Annotated in this window: 20 protein-coding genes; 10 read left to right on the top strand and 10 right to left on the bottom strand. The window is 62.6% G+C overall.

The annotated features are described in order from the left end of the window. Window positions 1-8: 8 nt before the first annotated feature. The 5 genes from NP534_RS11990 to NP534_RS11970 all read right to left on the bottom strand — a co-directional run bounded on the left by NP534_RS11990 (window position 9) and on the right by NP534_RS11970 (window position 4,952). The gene (locus tag NP534_RS11990; RefSeq protein WP_274098833.1) at window positions 9-710 is read right to left on the bottom strand and encodes an ABC transporter ATP-binding protein; all 702 of its coding nucleotides are present in this window, start codon (window positions 708-710) and stop codon (window positions 9-11) included. Further along, entirely contained in the window at window positions 711-1,478 is a 768-nt protein-coding gene (livG, locus tag NP534_RS11985; RefSeq protein WP_033702628.1) for a high-affinity branched-chain amino acid ABC transporter ATP-binding protein LivG, read from the bottom strand. Then, window positions 1,475-2,731 carry a high-affinity branched-chain amino acid ABC transporter permease LivM gene (locus tag NP534_RS11980; RefSeq protein WP_033702627.1) on the bottom strand — a complete coding sequence of 419 codons (1,257 nt, stop codon included), beginning with the start codon at window positions 2,729-2,731 and terminating at the stop codon, window positions 1,475-1,477. Before NP534_RS11980 ends, livG begins: the two co-directional genes overlap by 4 nt. Beyond that, entirely contained in the window at window positions 2,728-3,651 is a 924-nt protein-coding gene (livH, locus tag NP534_RS11975; RefSeq protein WP_008097482.1) for a high-affinity branched-chain amino acid ABC transporter permease LivH, read from the bottom strand. Before livH ends, NP534_RS11980 begins: the two co-directional genes overlap by 4 nt. Window positions 3,652-3,836: 185 nt before the next feature. After that, window positions 3,837-4,952, bottom strand: a complete 1,116-nt coding sequence (locus NP534_RS11970) for a branched-chain amino acid ABC transporter substrate-binding protein (RefSeq protein ID WP_274098832.1) — start codon at window positions 4,950-4,952, stop codon at window positions 3,837-3,839. Window positions 4,953-5,312: 360 nt separating this feature from the next. Between NP534_RS11970 and NP534_RS11965 the strand changes: the two genes are divergently transcribed. Beyond that, a complete protein-coding gene (locus tag NP534_RS11965; protein WP_274098831.1) occupies window positions 5,313-5,618 on the top strand; it encodes a DUF2288 domain-containing protein in 306 nt (101 codons plus the stop codon). Window positions 5,619-5,787: 169 nt separating this feature from the next. Beyond that, the gene (locus NP534_RS11960; protein WP_274098830.1) at window positions 5,788-6,675 is read left to right on the top strand and encodes an NAD(P)-dependent oxidoreductase; all 888 of its coding nucleotides are present in this window, start codon (window positions 5,788-5,790) and stop codon (window positions 6,673-6,675) included. On the opposite strand, the gene NP534_RS11955 is transcribed toward NP534_RS11960, so the two are convergent. Both NP534_RS11955 and rapA read right to left on the bottom strand, forming a co-directional pair. Beyond that, window positions 6,575-8,839 (bottom strand): putative bifunctional diguanylate cyclase/phosphodiesterase, encoded by a 2,265-nt coding sequence (locus tag NP534_RS11955; RefSeq protein ID WP_274098829.1) that lies wholly within the window; start codon window positions 8,837-8,839, stop codon window positions 6,575-6,577. The genes NP534_RS11960 and NP534_RS11955 overlap by 101 nt on opposite strands. A 223-nt stretch (window positions 8,840-9,062) precedes the next feature. Further along, the gene (gene rapA, locus NP534_RS11950; protein WP_274098828.1) at window positions 9,063-11,909 is read right to left on the bottom strand and encodes an RNA polymerase-associated protein RapA; all 2,847 of its coding nucleotides are present in this window, start codon (window positions 11,907-11,909) and stop codon (window positions 9,063-9,065) included. Between the two features lie 151 nt (window positions 11,910-12,060). Between rapA and NP534_RS11945 the strand changes: the two genes are divergently transcribed. From NP534_RS11945 to NP534_RS11920, 7 genes are all read left to right on the top strand, one after another. Beyond that, window positions 12,061-12,756 (top strand): M949_RS01915 family surface polysaccharide biosynthesis protein, encoded by a 696-nt coding sequence (locus tag NP534_RS11945; protein WP_274098827.1) that lies wholly within the window; start codon window positions 12,061-12,063, stop codon window positions 12,754-12,756. A gap of 61 nt (window positions 12,757-12,817) precedes the next feature. Next, entirely contained in the window at window positions 12,818-13,147 is a 330-nt protein-coding gene (locus tag NP534_RS11940; protein WP_274098826.1) for an aspartate-semialdehyde dehydrogenase, read from the top strand. 67 nt (window positions 13,148-13,214) lie between these two features. Then, window positions 13,215-13,376 carry a hypothetical protein gene (locus tag NP534_RS11935; protein WP_077068735.1) on the top strand — a complete coding sequence of 54 codons (162 nt, stop codon included), beginning with the start codon at window positions 13,215-13,217 and terminating at the stop codon, window positions 13,374-13,376. A 135-nt stretch (window positions 13,377-13,511) separates the two neighbouring features. Continuing rightward, on the top strand, window positions 13,512-13,628 hold the full coding sequence (gene ccoM / locus NP534_RS26705) for a cytochrome c oxidase subunit CcoM (RefSeq protein WP_003254862.1): 117 nt from the start codon (window positions 13,512-13,514) through the stop codon (window positions 13,626-13,628). A gap of 182 nt (window positions 13,629-13,810) precedes the next feature. Further along, entirely contained in the window at window positions 13,811-15,799 is a 1,989-nt protein-coding gene (locus NP534_RS11930) for an FUSC family protein (protein WP_274098825.1), read from the top strand. Then, window positions 15,786-15,992 carry a DUF1656 domain-containing protein gene (locus NP534_RS11925; protein WP_274098824.1) on the top strand — a complete coding sequence of 69 codons (207 nt, stop codon included), beginning with the start codon at window positions 15,786-15,788 and terminating at the stop codon, window positions 15,990-15,992. The genes NP534_RS11930 and NP534_RS11925 overlap by 14 nt, the downstream gene beginning before the upstream one ends. Before the next feature lie 35 nt (window positions 15,993-16,027). Then, window positions 16,028-16,897 (top strand): efflux RND transporter periplasmic adaptor subunit, encoded by an 870-nt coding sequence (locus NP534_RS11920; protein ID WP_047583682.1) that lies wholly within the window; start codon window positions 16,028-16,030, stop codon window positions 16,895-16,897. A gap of 34 nt (window positions 16,898-16,931) precedes the next feature. Here the strand turns inward: NP534_RS11920 and NP534_RS11915 are convergent, their stop codons facing one another. Beyond that, window positions 16,932-18,146 carry a GAF domain-containing sensor histidine kinase gene (locus tag NP534_RS11915; protein ID WP_274098823.1) on the bottom strand — a complete coding sequence of 405 codons (1,215 nt, stop codon included), beginning with the start codon at window positions 18,144-18,146 and terminating at the stop codon, window positions 16,932-16,934. 182 nt (window positions 18,147-18,328) lie between these two features. Here NP534_RS11915 and NP534_RS11910 point away from each other — a divergent pair, with 182 nt between their 5' ends. Then, window positions 18,329-18,649 carry a DUF2025 family protein gene (locus tag NP534_RS11910; RefSeq protein WP_033702613.1) on the top strand — a complete coding sequence of 107 codons (321 nt, stop codon included), beginning with the start codon at window positions 18,329-18,331 and terminating at the stop codon, window positions 18,647-18,649. Window positions 18,650-18,694: 45 nt separating this feature from the next. On the opposite strand, the gene NP534_RS11905 is transcribed toward NP534_RS11910, so the two are convergent. Then, on the bottom strand, window positions 18,695-21,283 hold the full coding sequence (locus NP534_RS11905; RefSeq protein WP_274098822.1) for a bifunctional diguanylate cyclase/phosphodiesterase: 2,589 nt from the start codon (window positions 21,281-21,283) through the stop codon (window positions 18,695-18,697). A gap of 56 nt (window positions 21,284-21,339) precedes the next feature. After that, window positions 21,340-22,410 (bottom strand): diguanylate cyclase, encoded by a 1,071-nt coding sequence (locus NP534_RS11900; protein WP_274098840.1) that lies wholly within the window; start codon window positions 22,408-22,410, stop codon window positions 21,340-21,342. Window positions 22,411-22,463: the final 53 nt, after the last annotated feature.

The following is a 22,463-nucleotide window of genomic DNA, read 5'->3' as shown; positions in this document are numbered from 1 at the left end:
TTTGTTCATCAACCCCCCAGGTACGCGTCACGCACCTTGGGGTCACTCAGCAGAGACTCGCCCGTTCCCTGCATCACCACCCGCCCGTTTTCCAGGACATAGGCACGGTCGGCGATCTTCAGCGCCTGGTTGGCGTTCTGTTCCACCAGGAACACGGTCACGCCGTCACGGCGCAACTGTTCGATGATGTCGAAGATCTGCTGGATGATGATCGGTGCCAGGCCCAGTGACGGCTCGTCAAGCAACAGCAGCTTGGGTTTGCTCATCAGCGCCCGGCCAATGGCGAGCATCTGCTGCTCGCCACCGGACATGGTGCCGCCACGCTGGATGTAACGCTCCTTCAGGCGCGGGAACAGCTGCAGGACTTTGTCCAGCTGCTCCTGGTAGTCGCCCTTGTCGGTGAAGAAACCGCCCATGGCGAGGTTTTCTTCCACCGTCAGGCGGGCGAACACGCGGCGCCCTTCCGGGACCACGGCGATACTCTTGCGCATGATGTGCGAAGAGGTCTGGCCGACCAGCTCTTCACCCAGGTACTTGATGCTGCCGCTTTGGGCCTGCGGCGAGCCGCACAAGGTCATCAGCAGCGTCGATTTGCCCGCGCCGTTGGCGCCGATCAAGGTGACGATCTCGCCCTGGTTGATCTCCACGTTGACGCTGTGCAGCGCCTGGATCTTGCCGTAGAAGGTGGAAACGTTCTCGAACTTCAGCATTTACGCTTCCCCCAGGTAAGCCTTGATCACTTCAGGATTGTCGCGAATCTGCTCCGGCGTGCCATCTGCCAGGGGGGTGCCCTGGTTGATCACCACGATATGGTCGGAAATGCTCATCACCAGCTTCATGTCGTGCTCGATCAGCAGCACGGTGACGTTGTGTGACTCGCGCAGATAGGCGATCAGTGCCTTGAGGTCTTCGGTCTCTTTCGGGTTAAGGCCCGCAGCCGGCTCGTCGAGCATGATGATCCGTGGCTGGGTCATCATGCAGCGGGCGATTTCCAGGCGGCGTTGCTGGCCGTAGGCGAGGGTGCCGGCGGTACGGTTGGCGAACTCGGTCAGGTTGACCTTCTCCAGCCAGTACTGCGCGCGCTCCATGGCCTCCTTCTCGCTGCGGCGGAAGCTCGGGGTCTTGAACAGGCCGGCGAAGAAGTTGGTGTTCAAGTGCCGGTGCTGGGCGATCAGCAGGTTCTCCAGCGCGGTCATTTCCTTGAACAGGCGCACGTTCTGGAAGGTACGCACCACGCCCTTGCGGGCGATCTGGTGGCCGGCCAGGCCCTGGATCGGCTGGCCATCGAGCAGGATGGTGCCACCGCTGGGTTTGTAGAACCCGGTGAGGCAGTTGAACACCGTGGTCTTGCCTGCGCCGTTCGGGCCGATCAGCGCCACCACCTGTTTTTCCTTGACGGTCAGGGCCACGCCATTGACCGCCAACAAGCCGCCGAAGCGCATGCTCAGGCCGCTGACTTGCAGAATTTCGCGGCTCATCGACGCAGCTCCATGTGTGGACGTTGCATAGGCAGCAGGCCTTGCGGACGCCAGATCATCATCAACACCATCAGCGCACCGAACATCAGCATCCGGTATTCGCTGAACTCACGCATCAGCTCGGGCAGCAGGATCATCACGATGGCCGCGAGAATCACGCCCAGTTGTGAACCCATGCCACCGAGCACGACGATGGCGAGGATGATCGCCGACTCGATGAAGGTGAACGACTCCGGTGTCACCAGGCCTTGCCGGGCAGCGAAGAAGCTGCCGGCGAAACCGGCGAAGCAGGCACCCAGGGTGAATGCCGAGAGCTTGATCACAGTGGGGTTCAGGCCCAGTGCGCGGCAGGCGATTTCGTCTTCACGCAAGGCTTCCCAGGCACGGCCGATCGGCATGCGCAGCAGGCGGTTGATGACAAACAGCGCCAGCAGGGCCAGCAGCAAGGCCACCAGGTAGAGGAAGATGACCTTGTTGATCGAGTTGTACGCCAACCCGAAGAACTCATGGAAGGTCTGCATCCCCTCGGCCGCACGGCGTTCGAAGGTCAGGCCGAAGAGCTCGGGCTTGGGGATGTTGCTGATGCCGTTGGGGCCGCCGGTCCAGTCGGTGAGGTTACGCAGGAACAGGCGGATGATCTCGCCGAAGCCGAGTGTCACGATCGCCAGGTAGTCACCGCGCAGGCGCAGCACCGGGAAGCCGAGCAGGAAGCCGAAGGTGGCGGCCATCAGGCCGGCGATCGGCAGGCAGACCCAGAAGCTCCAGCCCAGGTAGTGCGAGAGCATTGCGTAGCTGTACGCGCCGACGGCATAGAAGCCCACATAACCCAGGTCGAGCAGGCCTGCCAGGCCGACCACGATGTTCAGGCCCAGGCCCAGCAACACGTAGATCAGGATCAGCGTGGCGATGTCGACCGCACCGCGCGAGCCGAAGAACGGCCACACCAGCGCGACCAGGATCAGCCCGATGATGATCCAGCGCTGAGTCTTGGGCAGGGTCAGGTAGTTGCTCACGGCCGGCGAGATCAGCTTGCGATCCGAGCGGCGGCTCATGACCGAGCTCCACTGCTTGTCGAACAGCACGCGCAGGAACATCAGCACCGAGCACACGGCGATGATGCTGATGGTGAACGAGCCCTGGCTGTGCACCACCAGGCTGATGCCGTCGATGCTCAGTTTGAGGCCCAGTACCGGGAAGGCCACGGCCCATACCAGCAAGGCGCTGAAGAACGCCTGTTTGAGATTTTTGTTCATACTTTTTCAACCTCCGGGCGGCCCAGGATGCCGGTCGGCCGGAACAGCAGGACAAGCACCAAGAGACCGAATGCCACCACGTCCTTGTACTGGTCGCCGAAGATATCGGCGCCGAAGGCCTCGGCCACACCCAGCACCAGCCCACCGAGCATGGCGCCCGGAATGCTGCCGATGCCACCCAGCACCGCTGCGGTGAAGGCTTTGAGGCCCACCAGGAAGCCGGCGTTGGGGTTGATCACCCCGTACTGCATGCTCAGCAGCACGGCCGCTACCGCTGCCAGTGCGGCACCGATGACGAAGGTGAGGGCGATGATGTTGTTGGTGTTGATGCCCAGCAGGTTGGCCATCTTGATGTCCTCGGCGCAGGCGCGGCAGGCGCGGCCCAGACGGGAACGGGAGATGAACAGGGTGAGCAGGGTCATGGCCACCAGGGTGACCACGAACACCAGGATCTGCATGTAGCTGATCAGTACCTCTTCAGCGCCGCCCGGCCCGAAGGAGAAGCTTCCGGGGATCAGGTTGGGGATGGATTTGTCCTTGGAGTCCTGCGAGAGCAAGACCGTGTTCTGCAGGAAAATCGACATGCCGATGGCGGAAATCAGCGGGATCAGACGGTTGCTGTTGCGCAGGGGGCGGTAGGCAACCCGTTCGATGCTGTAGCCATAGGCACTGGTGACGAAGATCGTCGCGACGAAGGCGACGGTCATCAGGATCGGCAGCGAATGGATACCCATCATGGCCAGGCCCGCCAGGGCGATGAAGGCCACGTAGGAACCGATCATGTACACCTCGCCGTGGGCGAAGTTGATCATGCCAATGATGCCGTACACCATCGTGTAGCCGATGGCGATCAAGGCATAGGTGCTGCCGATGGTCAATCCATTAACCAGTTGTTGGAAGAAATGGTAGATCTCAGGCATTACAGCGCTCCTAAAAACCTGATTTGCATTTCGCTGGCGGGGGTAGGCCAGGAAACCGCGAGTGACGGTTTTAAGATTTTCAGGTGGCCGGCTCCCGGATCGCGGGAATCACGGCCATGAACCTCGTAAAACAAAGCCCACTGCTCGCACAGTGGGCTTCTACGGTCAGCTATTTAGTCACGCAGTTACTGAGGGGAGACTTCGGTCTTCGGTTTGCCGAAGTGCCATTCGTAAACAACGAATTTGAAGTCTTTCAGGTCGCCCTTGGCGTCATATGACAGGTCGCCGGTTGGGGTCTTGAAAGTACCGGCGTGGATGGCTTCTGCCACTTTGTCGGCGTCTTCGGACTTGGCCGCTTTGATGCCTTCGGCAATCAGTTGGACAGCCGAGTAGGCCGGGAACACGAACGGGCCGCTCGGGTCCTTGCCGTCAGCCTTGATGGCATCGACGATGGCCTTGTTCTCGGGATCGGCGTCGAACGACTTCGGCAGGGTGACCAGCAGGCCTTCGGAGGCGCCCTGGGCGATCTGCGAGATGGAGTCGTTGCCGACACCTTCTGGGCCCATGAATTTGGCTTTCAGGCCTTTTTCCTGAGCCTGGCGCAAGATCAGGCCCAGCTCTGGGTGGTAGCCGCCGTAGTACACGAAGTCGACGTTGTTCTGTTTGAGCTTCTGGATGATCGAGGAGAAGTCCTTGTCACCGGCGTTCAGGCCTTCGAACACGGCAACCTTGGTGCCTTTGCCTTCCAGTGTCTGCTTGACTGCGGTGGCGATGCCTTCACCGTACTGCTGCTTGTCGTGCAGGACTGCAACGACCTTCGGCTTGACGTGGTCAGCGATGTAGTTGCCGGCGGCTGGACCCTGGGCGCTGTCCAGACCGATGGTACGGAAGATCATTTTGTAGCCACGGGCGGTGATTTCCGGGCTGGTGGCGGCGGGGGTGATCATGATCACGCCTTCGTCTTCGTAGATGTCGGACGCAGGCTGGGTAGAGCTGGAGCACAGGTGGCCGATGACGAACTTGACGCCGTCGTTGACCACTTTGTTGGCGACTGCCACGGCCTGTTTAGGGTCGCAGGCGTCGTCGTATTCCTTGGCTTCGAGCATCTTGCCATCGACGCCGCCCTTGGCGTTGATGTCTTTGATGGCTTGCTTGGCGCCGATGAACTGCATGTCGCCGTACTGGGTGACAGGGCCGGTCTTAGGCCCCGCGATCCCGATCTTGATGGTATCGGCGGCAAACGAATGGCTGGCTACCCCTGCCAGAACCATTGCGGCGAACAGCTTGGAAATCTTGATCATAGTGCTCCACTCATTCTGTTGTAATTCTTATAGTCCTGGCGGCCAGGGCTACAGACCGGGCGGGATTTGCGGTATGGCCACGCCATACTGCATGCCCACCTTCCCCCGGAACATGTCCCGGAACTGTACCGGTACAGTGTAGAGCGCTGTTCGAGCGCTTGAAAAGCGGTCAAAAAGTACCTGGTTCCTGGGTTGTCGCTTGATCGACACAAAGATACAGAAAAGCGCCATCAATTTGCCTGTACCTGCGGCCCCACCCCACAAGTTCGGGGCCGATCGACCAAATTACGTATTTGAAACCGGGTTTTTCTGCAAAAATAGCGGCCATTTTTATTGGCCGATTTTTGCGGGTAGCAACCCATGACTGATCAAACAAGCACCCTCTATGCCAAATTGATTGGCGAGACGGCAATCATCGAGTGGAAAGCGCTGGAGCGCTTCTGGGCAAAGGGTGACCTGATTTGGGTCGACCCAAGCCTGGACCTGATCGCCGTAGCCGAAGCGATGGCCGAGAATCGCGGCGAGATCTTCGCCAAGTGGCGTAGTGATGGCACTGTTGGCCCGGTGACTGCCGAGCAGGCACTGGACCTGCAAAACCGCGATCCAGAGATCTGGGCGGTGGTGGTTTCACCGTTTATCGTGATTCAAGTGAAGCGCCCTGAGTGAACGTGATCGTTTTTGGTGCGTGAAAATGCGCAGCCGCCTCAATCTGGTGCTTGGGGACGATCAGATGGGTGGAGGGAAGTAACAATTCGGCGTGGCGGTAACAGTTTACGGGATGCGTAATGGGGCCGCTGCGCGCCTTGAAAATAACAAAATGTGCCAGGAGTCGTTCATGAGCTCACAACTACCTTCGCTAGCCTTCGCCGGAATCGGCCTGATGGGCTTGCCCATGTGTCGGCGCCTGCTGGCTGCCGGTTACCCGCTGACGGTGTGGAACCGCAGCCCCGACAAATGCGCCGAGCTGGTAGCAGCTGGCGCGCGACTGGCGGCAACCCCGGCCGAGTTGTGCCGCGACAGCGACATGGTGCTGCTGTGCCTGGCCGATACGGCGGTGGTGCGTGAAGTGGTGTTCGGTGAGCAAGGCATCGCGCAGGGTGGGCGCAGTGGCCAGTTGCTGATCGATTTTTCGAGCCTCGAACCGACCGCCACCCGGGAGATGGCCGCTGCGCTCGCGGCCTTGTCTGGCATGGCCTGGCTGGATGCCCCGGTGTCCGGTGGCACGCCGGGCGCCGAGGCCGGCACCTTGGCCATCATGGTCGGTGGCGAGGCCGCTGACCTGCAGCGGGCACGGCCGGTGCTGCAGGCCCTTGGCCAGCGTGTGACGCACATGGGCGCCGTTGGCGCAGGCCAGGTGACCAAGGCCTGCAACCAGATGATCGTGGCCTGCAATGCCCTGGTGATCGCCGAAGTGGTGGCGTTGGCAGAGCAGTCAGGCGTGGATGCGACACTGATCGCCGAGGCTTTGGCGGGCGGCTTTGCCGATTCGAAACCGCTGCAGATCCTTGCCCCGCAAATGGCCGAGAGCCGCTTCGAGCCGATCAAGTGGCATGTGCGGACGTTGCTCAAAGACCTCGACAGCGCAGTCAAATTCTCTCGCGAGCAGGGCTCGGCGACACCGCTCAGTGGCCTCGCCGCGCAATTGATGCGCCTGCACGGTAGCAAGGGCTATCTGCAAAAAGATCCGGCGACCCTGGTAGCGCTGTATCGCAGCAAGGGCTGAGCAGGCCATTGCGCCGTTGCAGCCGCTCCAGGATCGGTCGCAATTCGCCCAGCGGCACCGGGCGGCTGAGCAGGTAGCCCTGCAGGTAGTCGCAGCCGTGGGTTTCGAGGAACTCCAGCTGTTCGACGGTTTCCACACCCTCGCTGACCACCTGCAGGTGCAGGGTGTGGGCCATGACGATGATGGCCTGGACGATCTCACGGTCTTTCTGGCTGCCCGGCACATCCTGCAGGAAGGTCCTGTCGATTTTCAGGATGTCCAGCGGCAAGCGCTTGAGGTAAGCCAGCGACGAGTAACCGGTGCCGAAATCATCGATCGACAGGGCCACGCCCTGCGCGCGTACGCGCTTGAGCAGGCTGACAGTGCGCTGGATGTCGCCCATCAAGGCGTTTTCGGTGATCTCCAGCTCCAGGTGGCGGGGCGCCAAAGCTGAGTGGAACAACGCTTTCTCCACTTCGCTGGCCAGCTCATCGTGGCTGAGGGTGACTGCCGAGCAGTTCACCGTGACCTTGAGGTCGCCATAACCGTGGCGGTGCAGTCGTGCCAGGTCGGCACAGGCGTGGCGCAGCACCCACAGGTCGAGGTCGATGATCAAACCATTGGCTTCGGCGATGCCGATGAAACGGTCGGGCCCGAGCAGGCCGTGTTGTGGGTGTTGCCAGCGCACCAGGGCTTCGAGCTTGGCCACCTGGCCATTGTGCAGGTCGAAGATCGGCTGGTAATGCACGCACAGCCCGCGTTCTTCCAGCAGCGCGATGCGCAGTTCCTCTTCCAGCTGCAGGGCAAGCGTGGCCCGGGTTTTAAGGCTGTCGTTGAAGAAGGTCAGGCTGTTGCGCCCGTTGCCCTTGGACTGGTACAGGGCTAAGTCGGCGTGCTTGAGCAACTCTTCGGCAGTGTTGCCATCGTCGGGGAAAATGCTGATACCGATACTGGTGGTCATGACCATGCGCCGGCCACCCAGGTCGATGGGGTCCTTCATTCGCTGCATGATGCGCTGCGCCAGGTGGCGTGCTTCATCACGGTTGTTGAGGCTGGTGACCACGCAGAACTCGTCGCCACCAAAGCGCGCCACCAGGTCTTGGCTGCGGGTGGCTGCCTTGATGTGGTTGGCGATCACTTTGAGCAGTTCGTCGCCGGCAGCATGGCCAAGGCTGTCATTGATGCGTTTGAAGTGGTCGATGTCGAGAAACATCACCGCCAGGCGGTTGTCATCGGCGTTCTGTTCGGCGAGGCGCTCGGCGAACACTTGATTGAAGCCGCGGCGGTTGATCAGGTTGGTCAGGGCGTCGTAGTGCGCGGCCTGTTGCAGCGAGGCTCGCGCCTGGTCCAGTTGGTTGAGCAGCATGCTGACCCGGCGCAGGTCGTGTTCCTTGCTTTGCAGCTTCTTGTCGGCCAAGGCCGCACTGATGCTGGCACCACTGATCAGCAGCGTGATGAAGGCAATGGTCAGCCCCAGTTGCAGGCTGTTGTCGGCTGACGGCAGGCGCAGGGCGGTGTCGGCGGGGATGACCAAGGTCATGGCCGACATGGCCGTGAAGTGGGTCGCGACGATGCCGCCGGCCATCAGCAGGCTTGCGCCGTACTTCAGGGCCTGGTGCAAGGTGCCGCTACCGTTGCGAAAGTACCGCGCCAGCAGCAATGCTGCGAGGCTGGTGAGCAGGGCGATGGCCATGGAGGCCAGTAGCCGCCCGGTCTGGTAGTACTGTTGCGCGCCGGTCTCGAGGGCGGCCATGCCGACAAAATGCATGAAGATGATGCCGACCGCGATGAGTACTGCACGCTTCAGATAATGATACGGGCGCATGTGCCTACGGTTGATGCTGTTCATGCCCACCCAGGCGACGATCAGGGCAATGAGCAGCGACAGCACGGTCAGCGACACGTCGTAGTGAACTTCGAGCGGGGCCTGGAAGGCCAGCATGCTGATGAAGTGCATGGCCCAGATACCGCCGGCGAGGCAGCAGGCGCCGAGCATGCGCCATTGGCGTTGCGCCGTGGCCTGTTCGCTATGGGACTGGCGCTCGGCCATGTCCAGGGTCGCGAAGCACCCCGCGCAGGCCACGGTATAGGCGAGCAGGACCAGGAAGGGTTCGTGGCGACAATCGATGACGATTCGCCCGGTTGCCGGAAGATCGGCGAACAGTTGCAGACCCAGCCATTCCATTGCGCGCCTCTTGGTCGAGTTTTCACTCGTCTGCGGTATAACCCTTGGCAGACTGTCTAGAGGCAGTATAGGAAGAGGTAGTTAGCCCTTCCTGAATAATGGCACTTTGATTTCTATGATTTGGTTATGAGGCCAATCGCAGCAAGGAATATGGCCGCTCCCGTTGCAGGAGCGGCCTTGGGTCGCGCTGGGCTGTCACGCAGCCCAACTGCCGCTCACCTAATCAGCCAGCCACCAGCACGCGAATGGCTTCCAAGCGCAAGGCAGCTTTGTCCAGCATCGCCATGCCTTCTTCACGCTGCTTGCGCAGGGCGTCGATTTCGCTGTCGCGCACGCTCGGGTTGACCGCCTTGAGCGCGGTCAGGCGCGCCAGTTCTTCGTCCGCTTCGGCAGCCAGGCGGCGCTGGGCTTCGGCCACACGCTCGACGTGGGTCGGCATGATCTTGGCCTCACCGCCACTGATGCGCTGGGCCAGTACATCCCGCTGGGCCTGGATAAACTTGTTGGCGCTGGCGCGCGGAACGCTTTCGAGCTGGTCGTTGAGCGTTTCGAAGGCCACGCGCGACGCCAGGTCGTTGCCATTGGTGTCGAGCAGGCAACGCAGGGCTGCCGGTGGCAGGTAGCGGCCGAGTTGCAGGCTGCGTGGCGCCACCACCTCGCTGACGAACAGCAGTTCGAGCAGCACGGTGCCAGGCTTGAGGGCCTTGTTCTTGATCAGCGCGACAGCGGTGTTGCCCATCGAGCCGGACAGCACCAGGTCCATGCCGCCCTGAACCATCGGGTGTTCCCAGGTCAGGAACTGCATGTCCTCGCGGGACAACGCCTGGGTACGGTCGTAGGTGATGGTCACACCTTCGTCGTCACCCAGCGGGAAACTGGCGTCGAGCATCTTCTCGCTCGGTTTCAGGATCAGGGCATTTTCCGAGTGGTCTTCGCTGTCGATGCCGAACGCGTCGAACAGGGTCTCCATGTAGATCGGCAGGGCGAACTGGTCGTCCTGTTCGAGAATCGCCTCCACCAGTGCCTGGCCTTCGCCGGCCCCGCCGGAGTTGAGCTCCAGCAGCCGGTCGCGGCCGCTGTGCAGCTCGGCTTCCAGGCGCTCGCGCTCGTTGCGGGCATCGGCCATCAGGGCATCCCAGGCTTTGCTGTCACCGCTTTCAAGCAGCGGTAGCAGGCGCGGGCCGAACTGATGCTGCAGGGCATTGCCGGTCGGGCAGGTGTTGAGGAAGGCGTTGAGCGCTTCGTGGTACCACTGGAACAGGCGCTGTTGCGGGCTGTCCTGCAGGTAGGGCACGTGCAGCTGGATGGTGTGCTTCTGGCCGATCCGGTCGAGACGGCCGATACGTTGTTCGAGCAGGTCAGGGTGGGCCGGCAGGTCGAACATCACCAGGTGATGAGAGAACTGGAAGTTGCGGCCTTCGCTGCCGATCTCGGAACAGATCAGTACCTGGGCGCCAAATTCCTCGTCCGCGAAATAGGCGGCGGCGCGGTCACGCTCCAGAATGCTCATGCCTTCATGGAAGACCGAGGCGGGGATGCCGGAGCGCACGCGCAGGGCGTCTTCCAGGTCCATGGCGGTTTCGGCATGGGCGCAGATGACCAGCACTTTGGTGCGCTTGAGCATCTTGAGGGTATCGATCAGCCAGTCGACCCGAGGGTCGAAACGCCACCAGCGCTCGTCGTCAGTGGTGTCGCCATGCGCCTGGAAAGCGACTTCCGGGTACAGCTCGGCCTTTTCGCCAGGCGGCAGGTCGCGGTACTGCTCGGGCATGGCCACCGGGTAGGCATGCAGCTGGCGCTCGGGGAAACCCTGGACCGCAGCACGGGTGTTGCGGAACAGCACGCGGCCAGTGCCGTGGCGGTCGAGCAACTCGCGGATCAGGCGCGCGCTGGCCTGGGTATCACCATCGTTGACCGCCGCCAGCAAGGCTTCGCCTTCGGCACCGAGGAAGCCATGGATGGTGGCGTGGGCCTTGGGCGACAGGCGGCCTTCGTCGAGCAGCTCCTGCACGGCTTCGGCCACCGGGCGATAGTGCTCGCTCTCGGCGCGGAAGGCCGCCAGGTCATGGAAGCGGTTAGGGTCGAGCAGACGCAGCCGGGCGAAGTGGCTGTCCTGGCCAAGTTGTTCGGGGGTGGCGGTGAGCAGCAATACGCCAGGGATGACCTGTGCCAGTTGCTCGACCAAGCCGTACTCCGCGCTGACCTGGTCTTCATGCCAGACCAGGTGATGGGCTTCATCGACCACCATCAGGTCCCAGCCCGCAGCAAACAGCGCGTCCTGGGCCTTCTCGTCGTCGACCAGCCATTCCAGGGCGACCAACGCCAGCTGAGCGTCTTCGAACGGGTTGCTGGCGTCGCTCTCGATGAAGCGTTCGGCGTCGAACAGCGCCACCTGCAGGTTGAAGCGCCGGCGCATTTCCACCAGCCATTGGTGCTGGAGGTTTTCCGGGACCAGGATCAGTACGCGGCTGGCGCGCCCGGTCAGCAGCTGGCGATGGATGACCAGGCCGGCCTCGATGGTCTTGCCCAGGCCGACTTCGTCCGCCAGCAGAACCCGTGGCGCGCTGCGGTCTGCTACTTCGCGGGCGATGTGCAACTGGTGAGCGATCGGTTGCGCGCGGCAGCCACCCAGGCCCCAGAGCGACGATTGCATCTGTTTGCTGGTGTGATGCAGGGTGTTGTAACGCAGGCTGAACCACGACAGCGGGTCGATCTGGCCGGCGAACAGGCGGTCGCTGGCCAGGCGGAACTGAATGAAGTTCGACAGCTGGGTTTCTGGCAGGGTGCGCGGCTGGTTTTGCGCGTCCAGGCCATGGTAGACCAGCAGGCCGTCGACATCGTCGACCTCGCGCACGGTCAGCTTCCAGCCGTCGAAGTGGGTGATCAGGTCACCTGGCGAGAAGCGCACGCGGGTCAGCGGCGCATTGCGCAGGGAATACTGGCGGGTGTCGCCAGTGGCCGGGTAGAGCACGGTCAACAGGCGGCCATCCTGCGCCAGGATGGTACCCAGGCCGAGCTCTGCTTCGCTGTCGCTGATCCAGCGTTGCCCCGGTTGATACTGCTGCGCCATACTGCCTGAACTCCCGCGATGAAAAGCCGGCTATGTTAACGGATCGGCCGGTCAGACCAAAGTGTTGAAGTGCACCGATGGGTGCCAAAGACCAACAGTCTAGCCGTTTCATCGACCAACACCGTCTTGCCGACGAGGGCTGCGCACCGACATGTCCGCCAAGCACCGCTGGTTGAACGCTTCCCTGGCCGTGGGCAGCCTCGTGCTGCTGGCTGCGTGCGAGCAAAAAAACTTCGAGACGTTGCCGGCCATTGCGCCCGAGCAGCTTGAGGCGCTGGGCGTGCAGACGCCGATCAAGAGCGTGCATTTTCGTGACCGCGAGGGTGAAGGGCTGTTGGTGCTCAGCCGCACCGATGGCCAGGCCACCGACGCCGAAAACCAGCAGGAAGTCGACAAGGTGGTGCTCAAGGCCACGCTATATGGGCGCACGGCAGAACGCGATGCGTTCAAGGCACGCTGGCAGATTGAACAGGAAACCACCTGCCCAGGCTTGGACCTGGATGTCGACTTCTATACCGATGTCAGCGATGTCAGTGACCTGAACAAGGACGGGGTCGCCGAACTGACGGTAGCCAGCCATGCCTTCTGCGGCGGGGGGATCGACCCGCACGATATCGCCATCGAGATGCGCGAAGGGCAGGCCAGCTACACCATTACCGGGGAGTCGCTGATCACGCCCGCCGGCGAAGACCCGATAGGCGGAGAACGCGAGGACAGCGCCTCGCTCAAGGCCGCGCCGCAGGTACTGCGCGACCACATGGACGCAGTCTGGCAACAGGTCTACAAGCGGCCCTGGAGTGAGGCCAGCCCGCCGAATGACGACGACCCTGACGACGAAGCCGAGTAAGCGTTGTCTGTATTCAAGGTAGGTGACCAGCCGCCGATACAGGGGTAATAGGAGACTTTCCATGTTGCCGCCGATCATTCCGCTCAGTGCAGCACCGGTAACCTCGCAACAGGACCCGGTCAAGCCAACCCCCGACATCAAGCCGGTGGTTCCCACGCAGCCTTCGTCCGGTGAAAGCGCGATCGACCTCAGGCAGCAGCGCGACCCGCAAGAGCAGGCCTTGCTGCTGCGTGATGAACAACGACGGCAACAGCAACGTCGGCAAAAAAACGACGGCGAGCGTTACAGCGCGCTACCCGGCGATGAGGTCAACGCCGACAACACCGTACCGGTGGCTCCGCTGATGGGCGAGCGCCCGCGTCAGGGGCTGCTGGTCGACATCGAAGTCTGACGCGGGGCTGGTCAGCGTCCGCGCCTGGCTTCATCATGCAAGCCTCAGTTGATCGTCGAGCCCACCCATGAGCCAAGACAACCTCATCGATTTCGATGCCGAACGTGCCAAGCGCGTCCACGACCTCAAGGAAAAGCGCCTCAACGAAGTGCGCCAGGCCTTCGAGCAGGCCATGCCCTTGAGCGCGGCCAAGAAAAAGAAACCCAAGGGCAAGCCCAAGAAGCGCTGAAACTTGACGCAGGTCAAACCTGCGCCCGCCTCGCGTGCCCGGTCTCGGGCACCATTGACCCCGATCAATTTTCTGTGCCCCCACATTCGTTACCTTGCATCCATCGGACAACGGCAAACGAAAAGGGAGGCCGACATGTTCTTCGACAACGTGGTTATCGCAGGAGTGGTAACGGTTGGGTTGATGGTCGCGTTCTTTGCCGGTCTGGGCATTTTCATCTGGAAGGACTCGAACAAGCGCAAACCGCGCTGACCTTCTGGGTTCACGAGCACGCAAGGCATTTAGGGCGACTTCGGTCGCCCATTTTTTTTTGCCTGGAAAATGCCAAGCAGCACAGCCCTTAAAAGATGATTAGCTAGCTAATTAATCGTTTGCGCATTATCCTTCTCTTCATTGTCTATCGTTTACCTGACCATCCCCGCAAGGTCCGCCTCGTGCCCATCACTCTCCAGGCCCTGTTCGCACCCAGCAGCCTCGCCCTGAAGTTCGCCATCAAGACCGTGCTTGGCGGTGGCCTGGCGCTATGGCTGGCGATGCGTTGGGGGCTGGAGCAGCCTTCATGGGCACTTATGACCGCCTTTATCGTGGCCCAGCCGCTGTCGGGCATGGTGGTGCAAAAGGGCCTTGCGCGTCTGGCCGGCACCTTGGTCGGCACCTTCATGTCGGTGCTTTTCATCGGCCTGTTCGCCCAGACGCCAGGCTTGTTTTTGATCACCCTGGCGCTGTGGCTGGCCCTGTGCACGGCGGCTTCGACCCAGCTGCGCAGTGCCTGGGCCTACGCCTTCGTGCTGGCCGGGTACACCGCAGCGATCATCGCCTTGCCGGCGATCGACCACCCGTTGCAGGTGTTCGATCAGGCTGTGGCCCGCTGCACCGAGATCTGCCTGGGGATTTTTTGCGCCACCGCCACCAGCGCCCTCATCTGGCCCATGCGCGTGGAACAGCAATTGAGCGGGCAGGCCCGGCAGGCTTGGCACAATGGCCTGCAGGCAGCCAGCGCCATGCTCGGCGGCGAAGATGACGCGCGCAAAGGGTTGCTGGAAAGCCTGGGGCGTATCGTCGCCATCGACAGCCAGCGCGAACATGCCTGGTTCGAAGGCAACCGCGGGCGCCAGCGCGCCCGCGCCATCCGTGGCCTGAGCCAGAAGCTGATGGTACTGCTGCGTATCTCCCGCTCGGTGCGCCGGCAGTGGCGCCAGCTTGATGAGCACGAAACTCGGCACCTGGCGCCCTGGTTGGAAGCGTTGCGCGCGCAGTTGGGCAACCCCGATCGACCGAGCCTCTTGCTGTTGCGTCAGCGCATCTGGGATGCCGCCCATGACGAGCAGATCAGCTCTGCAGAACATTACTGCCTGGCACGCATGGCGCTGTTGCTGGATTACGCCATGGCCGCGACCCAGGCGCTGGACGACGTCGAAGCGGGCAGGGCGCCCAAGGATGTGTCCCAGGGCCTGGCCGCGCACCGCGATTGGTCGCTGGCCCTGTTGTTCGGTTCACGTAGCGCGTTGGCGTTTCTGGTGATGAGTGGTTTCTGGTTGGCAACAGCCTGGCCATCGGCGCCGGGTGGGCTGATATTGACCTGTGTGGTCTGCAGCCTGTTCGCCAGCCGCGAAAACGGCGCCCAGATCGGCCTCAGTTTCTTGCGTGGCATCTTTTTGGCGATCCCGGTCGCATTCTTGGTCGGGCAAATTCTGCTGCCCCAATGGAGCAGCTTCGCCATGCTCTGCCTGGGCATGGGCGTGCCACTGTTTCTGGGCGCGCTGGGCATGGCCCACCCGCGTACCGGCGCTACCGCCACCTCCTATTGCCTGCACTTCATTGTCCTGGTGTCGCCACTCAATGCCATGCAGTTTGGCGTGGCCAGCATGCTCAACAGTGCGTTGGCCATGCTGGTGGGTGTGTCTGCGGCGGTCATGGCGTTCCGCTTGCTGGTGTTCCGCCACCCGGCGTGGCTTGGCCGGCGCCTGCGGGCAGCGACCCAGCACGACCTGGTGCGCCTGACCCGGCGCGACCTGCGTGGCGCCGACAGCTGGTTTGGCGGGCGTATGGCCGACCGCCTCATGCAGCTGGCGCGGCATGCCAGCGAGTTGCCTGAAAGCGAGCGCAAGCGCTGGGACGATGGCCTGCATGGCCTGGACATCGGCGATGAACTGGTGCACCTGCGCATGTGCCTGGCGGTCGCCCAGGCACCGTTGGGCCGGGCCGAACGCGAGTACCTGCAACAGGTAGAGGCCGTGCTGGCCAAAGGGCCTGCGCCCGGGCGCGGGCAGCGTCTGGACAACGCCAGCGCGCAATTCATCGAAGCGTTGCGCCGGCTGCCTGCGAGCGATCCGCTGCGCCTGGCCGAAGGCGCGGTGCTGCAGTTGCAGAAGAGCTGGGGCAAGTGGTGCCGCTGGCAGGAGGACGTGCATGGGGTTGCGTGAATGGGCGCTGGGCGGCGTGCTGTTGAGCCCGTTTCTGATTTATGTGCTGCTGGCGCTGTTGTGCACCGGGCTGCTGCGCTTGTTGGTACAGGCCACGCCGTTGGGCCGCTGGATCTGGCATGAAGCATTATTCGACGCGGCATTGTTCGTGTGCGTGTTGTACCTGGTAGTGCGCGTGCTGGGCGCTGCATAAGGGTTTTTGTCAGGGTTCAAGTAAGGAGTGATTCGATGCGTACCGTCGTACGTACCTTGGTGACACTGTGTGTGGTGGCCCTGGCCCTGTTGGCAGGCTACCAGCTGTGGCAGTACTACATGCTCACCCCCTGGACCCGCGATGCGCGTGTGCGCGCCGACGTGGTGGTGATCGCGCCGGACGTGTCCGGCTGGGTGCGCGAGCTGAAGGTGCATGACAACCAGCAGGTGAACGCGGGTGATCTGCTCATGAGCATCGACAGCGAGCGCTTTCAGGCAGCGTTCGACCAGGCCAGCGCCGTGACCGAGACCCGCGCGCAGCAACTGCGCCTGCGCGAGCGCGAAGCGGCGCGGCGTACTGCCTTGGGGCCGGAGGCGATCAGTGCCGAGCTGCGTGAAAATGCCCAGATCAATGCCGCTATCGCCCGTGGCGAACTGCATGAGGCCCAAGCGCAATTGCAGGTGGCCAAAATCAACCTGGCGCGCAGTGAAGTGCGCGCGCCGCGCAGCGGGCACATCACCAACCTGCGCTTGGCCCAGGGCAACTACGTGAACACCGGTGAGTCGGTCATGGCCCTGGTGGATGACTCGACTTTCTATATCCAGGCTTACTTCGAAGAAACCAAGCTACCGCGCATCCGCGTGGGTGACCGGGTGAAGGTGTGGCTGATGGGGGCGGGCGAGGCGATGCAAGGACATGTGCAGAGCATCAGCCGCGGTATCACCGACCGCAACAGCAACCCCGACAGCCAGCTGCTGCCGGAAGTCGAGCCCACCTTCAACTGGGTGCGGTTGGCGCAGCGGATACCGGTACGGATCCGCCTCGACCAGATCCCGCAAGGGGTGAACCTCAGTGCTGGCATGACCGCCAGCGTGCAGGTGCATGAAGACCGCGTTCAACAGTGATGGCCTTGGCAGGTGCCGCGCCGGGTGCATGCCGTCATGAGCTGGCTGGTGGTGCTGCCGGCGCCCCAGGTTGACCCAGCGGCAGACGGAAGCTGAACAAGGTGCCGTTGTGTTCGTTGGAGAGCACCTCCATGCGCCCACCATGTGCCAGCGCGATCTGGTTGGCGATGTACAGCCCGAGCCCAAGCCCTTGCTGCGGTACCTGTGACAAGGGGCGGGAGAAGGGTTGGAACAATTGCGCCAGGGTCTGCACGGCGATGGGGGCGCCTTGGTTGTGCACGCTCAGCACGAACTCACCGGGCTGGAGGGCCGCCTTGACCGCTACCGGTCCTTGCGGGTCGCCGTGGGTCAGGGCATTGGCGATCAGGTTCGAGAGCAGTTGGGTGACCCGTTCGCGATCACAGTACAGCCCGCCGATGTCGCCGATGTCCAGCACGATCCGCCGCTGCGGATGCACCTGTTGCAGTTCCGAGGCGACATGCCGCAGGCCTTCGGCAAGGTCAGGGCAAGCCTGCAGGTTCAAGGGGATGCCGGCTCCGAGGCGGCCACGGGCAAAGTCCAGCACATCGCGCACCAGCTGCGAGGCACGCCGGCCGCAGGTGAGGATATGCTGGGCGATAGTGCGCTGCTGGTCGTCCTGCAGGCGCTGAGCGAGCAGCTCGGCACCGGCGGTGATGGCGAACAGCGGGTTGCGCAGGTCATGGCCGAGCACGGCAATGAACTGTTCGCGCACTTCGGCCATGGCCCGCTCCTTGCGCAGTGCCTGCTCGGTGCGCTGGGCGCCTTCTTCGCTTTCGATCTGGATGGCCAGCAGCCGGGCGAAGGATTCCATCATCGGCTGGATGGCACTGCCTTTAAGCGCTGCGGGTAAAGGGTCGAGGGCGCAGATGGTGCCGAAGAAGCGGCCATCGGTCCGGAACACCGGCACTGAAATGTAGCTTTCGAAGCGATAGAGCTGAGGCGTGTGGTGCCGGCAGTACTGCTCGTCTTCGCTGGCCTTGTCGATCACGATGGTCTGGTGGGTGCTGCGGATTTCGTGGCACAGCGTGGTGGCGACATCGAGCTCACCGCCCGCGGTCAGGCCAAAACCCAGGGTGTCGAGCACGGCACACGCTGTCCAGTTGCTATCGGTTACCCGGGCCACGGCGGCGAAGCGCATGCCCGTTGTTTCGCAGATCACCTGGAGGATGGCGGGCACAGCATTGATGCGGCCGATCGTGGCAATGTCGGCATGGATGGCGTCGGTCATTAACAGTCCCAGTGTTGGCGACGAAGGGGGTTCAGGACCATTCTAGCGGGCCTTTGGCAGGATGATGAAAAACCTTGGCGAATGCTCTACCACTTGCGTTAGGCTGGCCTTGCGAGTCGCCCGGCAGAGGCGACCGTTTGCAGCCCGGCGTGCGTCACTTCCTTTTATTGCGAGGTTACGTCATGGCCATCACTTCCCAGGACATCTGCAACGCCGCTGAGCAGCTCAACGGTTTCGTCGGCTTTCATGGCAAGCGCGGCGTTCATATCGTGCGTTTTTCCGAGGACGCGTTCGGCATGGACGTGGCCGACGACAGTATCACCCCCTGCAACGAATTCGTCTGGCGACCCGAGCAAGGGCCGCGCATGGCCTTGTGCCGGTCGCGCCTGGCACTGTTGCTGGAGCAGCATGTGGACGACCGCCTGAACATCGGCGAGCCCTTGCGTACCTACTTGCGGCGCAGCGATTTGCCGGAGATCGTGGCCGAACGCAATAAACGCTGATGGCCCCCTGCGTAGGAACACCCTTGCAGTGCGAATAGGTTGTTCCTACAACAGATGGTGTGCCGAGCCTTCGGGCGCCTGTCGCAGCAGCGCCTCAAGGCTTTCTTTCGTCAAAGGTCGGCTCAGGAAGTAACCCTGCACTTCATGGCAGCGGTCCTTCTCAAGCGTCCTGAGCTGTTGTTCACTCTCCACGCCCTCGGCGGTCACCGTCAGCCCCATGGCTTCGCCCAGGTTGATGATTGCCTGGACCACAGCGCGATCATTGCCACTGGTGTTGTTCAGGCCGGCGATGAAGCGTTTGTCGATCTTTATGCTGTCGAACGGGTAGGTGCGCAGATAGCCCAGCGACGAGTAACCGGTGCCAAAGTCGTCCATGTTCAGGCGCACACCAAGCTCCTTGAGTGACAGCATGGTGCTGAGTGCGCCTTCGATGTCGTTGAGCATCACGTTCTCGGTGATCTCCAGCTCCAGGCGCTGGGCGGGTAGCGCGGTTTCCAGCAGGATGTCGCGCACATCGGCCACCACATCGCTGCGCAAGAACTGGGCGGGCGACAGGTTCACCGAAATCAACAGGTCTGCCGGCCAGTCGTGGGCCGTGCGGCAGGCTTCGCGCAGTACCCAACGGCCCAGCGCAACAATGATGTCGCTCTGCTCGGCCAGCGGGATGAAGGTGTCTGGCCCCAGCAGCCCTTCGTGCGGGTGCTGCCAGCGCAGCAGGGCTTCGACCGCGACGATGCGCAGGTCGCCCAGGCGATAGCGCGGCTGGTAGTGCAGCTCGAACTCCTGGTTCTGCAGGGCACGGCGCAAATCGTTTTCCAGTTGGCGACGGTACTGGATCTGCTGGTTCATTTCGGCGGCGAAATAGCGCCAGGTGCTCTTGCCATCTGCCTTGGCCTGGTACAGCGCGATGTCGGCGCAGCGGATCAGCTCGCCGGCATCGAAGCCCAGGGTGCGGCTTTGTGCGACGCCAATGCTGGCGCCAATGTGCAGTGGCTGGTTGTCAAACACGATAGGTTGCTGCAACAGGCTGATCAGGCGTGCGCAGAAGCGATCGACCTCGCTGCGGTTATCCATGCCAGTCAGAACCAGGATGAACTCGTCACCCCCAAGGCGTGCGACCAGGTCGACATCGCGGGTGGTGTCGCGCAGGCGTGTCGCCACCTCTTGCAGCACGGCGTCACCGGCGGCGTGGCCGAGGGAATCGTTGATCGGCTTGAAGTTGTCCAGGTCCAGCAGCAGTAAGGTGAGTGGCGGCGAGTCGCTGCCGCGCAGCAATACCTGTTCGAGATGCCGGGCGAGTTTGTTGCGATTGGCCAGCCCGGTCAGCGGGTCGTGCAGCGAGAGGTGCTGGATGCGCGCATGGGCGTCGACCTCGTCCGTGATGTCGCTGGCGGTACCGCGAAAGCCGGTAGGCTTGCCGTCGTACCAGATCGCTCGCGCCGAGATGCGGCAGTAGCGGTTCTGCCCGTTGTGATCACGGTAGGTGCAGCGCAGGTTTGCCAACTGCTGGGGGTCGGCGGCGGCCAATGCGTCGAGCCAAGGCGACAACGGCGTGGTATCGCAGGCCAGCAGCTGGTTGACCGGCTGGCCCAGCCAGTCGTCAACCGGGTAGCCGGTGACACTGACGAAACGCTGGGAAAGATAGGTCAGGCGTTGTTGCCGGTCGGTTTCCCAGATCCAGTCGGAAGCGGCTTCGGCCACGGCGCGAAAACGCTGCTCGCTGGCCTCCAGGGCCTGGTTGCTCTGTTGCAGGCGCTTGAGGCTGAGGTCGATGGCGCGGGAGCTGCGCAGGGCATGGCGGAACAGGTAGAGCATCACCAGGCCCAGTATCAACAGGGCGCAGAGCAGCGCAGGCAACATCGCCCAGAGCAATTGCTGCCCCGGCAGCGGGCTGGTCCAGGCCAGGTGGTAGCCGGTATCGCCCAGCTCGATGCGCTGATGGCCATGCTCGCCTGTGCCGTGTTTCTCGATATGCATACCCGCCAGACCCGCACCGGTGCCCAGGCGCGCGAGCTTGTCCTCGGTCAGCTGGTCGACGAACAGCATGACGGGCGCCTGGCTCACTTCGCTGGCCGACACGTCTTTGTCGGGGCGTACGGCGGCCGCGCTGAGCACTGCAGGCCAGCCGTTGAACAGCACGAACCGGGTAATTTGCTCGCGAGCGCTGGCGGCCGCCCGCGCTTGGCTGATGATCGGTTGCAGGGGCGCTTCTATATAGGTACTGGCTTGCGCCTCGCTGGGCTTGCCTTTGAACAGGGCGTAGGTGGTGCGCTGGTCGTCCACCACGAATACGCCTTCATAGCCACTGGCGCTGTACAGCGATTCGCCGACGTTCTTCTCCTCGTAGGCCCATTGCCAGTCGGCCTTGCCGGCCAGGTGCTCGAAGGCCGCATCCCACACGGCATAGCTGGACAGAAACTGGCGTGAGGCGAGCAACCGTTGTTCGAGGGCCTGGCTGGCATGGAAGGCGCTGCGTTGCTGCTCCTGGCGATCGAGGGTGGCAGCAATATTGAGCAACGCGCCCAAGGTAACCAGGCAGGCCAAGGCGAAAACCGCGCAAAAGCCTGCAATCAAGCGGCGGACTTGGAAATGTGGGGTGGCAAGGGTGGGTGGAAGGTCGGCGTTCCTGGCCATGCGCGAGCGACTCCTTCAAGAACAGCAGCCTCCCGCAGGGCAATCAGGAAGGAGGTTCAGTCAGGATAGGCCAGCCTGAGCCCGGCGGCCTCGCTTTGCGCGAAATTGACCTGGTCACGACCAGCGTGCTTGGCGGTGTACAAGGCCTTGCCAGCCTGTTCGAGCCAGTGCTCGGGGGATTCAAGGTCTGCATGAAACGCGGACAAGCCAATGCTGAGGCTGATGCGCAAATGCGGCAGTTGCGGATTGCGATAGTTCGCCACCCGCTCGCGCAAGCGCTCCATGGCCTGGCAGGCCTGCGCCTCGTGGGTGTCTGGCAGGATCACGCAGAATTCGTCGCCGCCATAGCGCCCGGCCTGGTCGACGTCACGCAGGTTGCGTTTGAGCTCTTCGCTCATCTGCCTAAGCACGCAATCGCCGACCACGTGGCCAAAGGTGTCGTTGATGGTCTTGAAGTGGTCAATGTCGATGAGGGCGATCACCGCATGCTGCTGTTGCTGGCAGGTCTGGAACCTGACTTGCAACAGGTCTTTCCAGGCCCCGTGGTTGAGCAAACCGGTCAGGCTGTCGGTAAGGCTCAGCGCACTGAGGCGGCGTTTGTGCTCGGCCAGCTTGATTGCCAGTTGGTAGCAGACCCAGCCAAGGGCCAAGGGGTAGAGCGTCAACATTGGCAGGCACGCGTAAACCTGCAGTGGTGTGGCGTTGAGTTGTAGCCCGGGGCCGAACACCAGCGTGGCCAGGAGCATACCGGCGAGCTGCGCCAGTACACCGCGTACGAGCAGGCGCTTGCCACCTGCGGCGACGTTGTTCATGGTCATCATCGACAGAACGGTGACGCTGGGCAGTGGGTTGAACTGCATGGTGGCAGTCCAGAAGCCCCCCATCAGCGAGTCCAGCAGCAGGTTGCGTTGCTCTGCCTGGTAAGGCGTTGCCGAGCGGATTGCCCACAGGTAGGCGGCATGTGGCCAGAAAAGTCCATTGAACAGTAACAGCAGCCAGGCCCACATCGGCGGCGATAGCGGCGCCACCGCTGCCACTACACTGAACAGACCGATGCCCATACCGATGATGCGCGGCAGGTAGATGCGCTTGACGAAAGAAAGTCCCTTGCCGCTGCGGTTGTCCATCATGGTTATCATTCTTCTGCCAAGGCGCCGTTTATCGCATAACTCGCGTGAAT

It is taken from the genome of Pseudomonas sp. 39004 (genome assembly GCF_028682155.1).
Lineage (GTDB): Bacteria > Pseudomonadota > Gammaproteobacteria > Pseudomonadales > Pseudomonadaceae > Aquipseudomonas > Aquipseudomonas capeferrum.
This window is presented reverse-complemented; position numbering and strand designations above follow the sequence as displayed.

Bases quoted from the DNA above. Each gene is read 5' to 3' on its own strand.
- NP534_RS11990 (WP_274098833.1), bottom strand. From the start codon at position 710: ATGCTGAAGTTCGAGAACGTTTCCACCTTCTACGGCAAGATCCAGGCG.
- livG (WP_033702628.1), bottom strand. From the start codon at position 1,478: ATGAGCCGCGAAATTCTGCAAGTCAGCGGCCTGAGCATGCGCTTCGGC.
- NP534_RS11980 (WP_033702627.1), bottom strand. From the start codon at position 2,731: ATGAACAAAAATCTCAAACAGGCGTTCTTCAGCGCCTTGCTGGTATGG.
- livH (WP_008097482.1), bottom strand. From the start codon at position 3,651: ATGCCTGAGATCTACCATTTCTTCCAACAACTGGTTAATGGATTGACC.
- NP534_RS11970 (WP_274098832.1), bottom strand. From the start codon at position 4,952: ATGATCAAGATTTCCAAGCTGTTCGCCGCAATGGTTCTGGCAGGGGTA.
- NP534_RS11965 (WP_274098831.1), top strand. From the start codon at position 5,313: ATGACTGATCAAACAAGCACCCTCTATGCCAAATTGATTGGCGAGACG.
- NP534_RS11960 (WP_274098830.1), top strand. From the start codon at position 5,788: ATGAGCTCACAACTACCTTCGCTAGCCTTCGCCGGAATCGGCCTGATG.
- NP534_RS11955 (WP_274098829.1), bottom strand. From the start codon at position 8,839: ATGGAATGGCTGGGTCTGCAACTGTTCGCCGATCTTCCGGCAACCGGG.
- rapA (WP_274098828.1), bottom strand. From the start codon at position 11,909: ATGGCGCAGCAGTATCAACCGGGGCAACGCTGGATCAGCGACAGCGAA.
- NP534_RS11945 (WP_274098827.1), top strand. From the start codon at position 12,061: ATGTCCGCCAAGCACCGCTGGTTGAACGCTTCCCTGGCCGTGGGCAGC.
- NP534_RS11940 (WP_274098826.1), top strand. From the start codon at position 12,818: ATGTTGCCGCCGATCATTCCGCTCAGTGCAGCACCGGTAACCTCGCAA.
- NP534_RS11935 (WP_077068735.1), top strand. From the start codon at position 13,215: ATGAGCCAAGACAACCTCATCGATTTCGATGCCGAACGTGCCAAGCGC.
- ccoM (WP_003254862.1), top strand. From the start codon at position 13,512: ATGTTCTTCGACAACGTGGTTATCGCAGGAGTGGTAACGGTTGGGTTG.
- NP534_RS11925 (WP_274098824.1), top strand. From the start codon at position 15,786: ATGGGGTTGCGTGAATGGGCGCTGGGCGGCGTGCTGTTGAGCCCGTTT.
- NP534_RS11920 (WP_047583682.1), top strand. From the start codon at position 16,028: ATGCGTACCGTCGTACGTACCTTGGTGACACTGTGTGTGGTGGCCCTG.
- NP534_RS11915 (WP_274098823.1), bottom strand. From the start codon at position 18,146: ATGACCGACGCCATCCATGCCGACATTGCCACGATCGGCCGCATCAAT.
- NP534_RS11910 (WP_033702613.1), top strand. From the start codon at position 18,329: ATGGCCATCACTTCCCAGGACATCTGCAACGCCGCTGAGCAGCTCAAC.
- NP534_RS11905 (WP_274098822.1), bottom strand. From the start codon at position 21,283: ATGGCCAGGAACGCCGACCTTCCACCCACCCTTGCCACCCCACATTTC.
- NP534_RS11900 (WP_274098840.1), bottom strand. From the start codon at position 22,410: ATGGACAACCGCAGCGGCAAGGGACTTTCTTTCGTCAAGCGCATCTAC.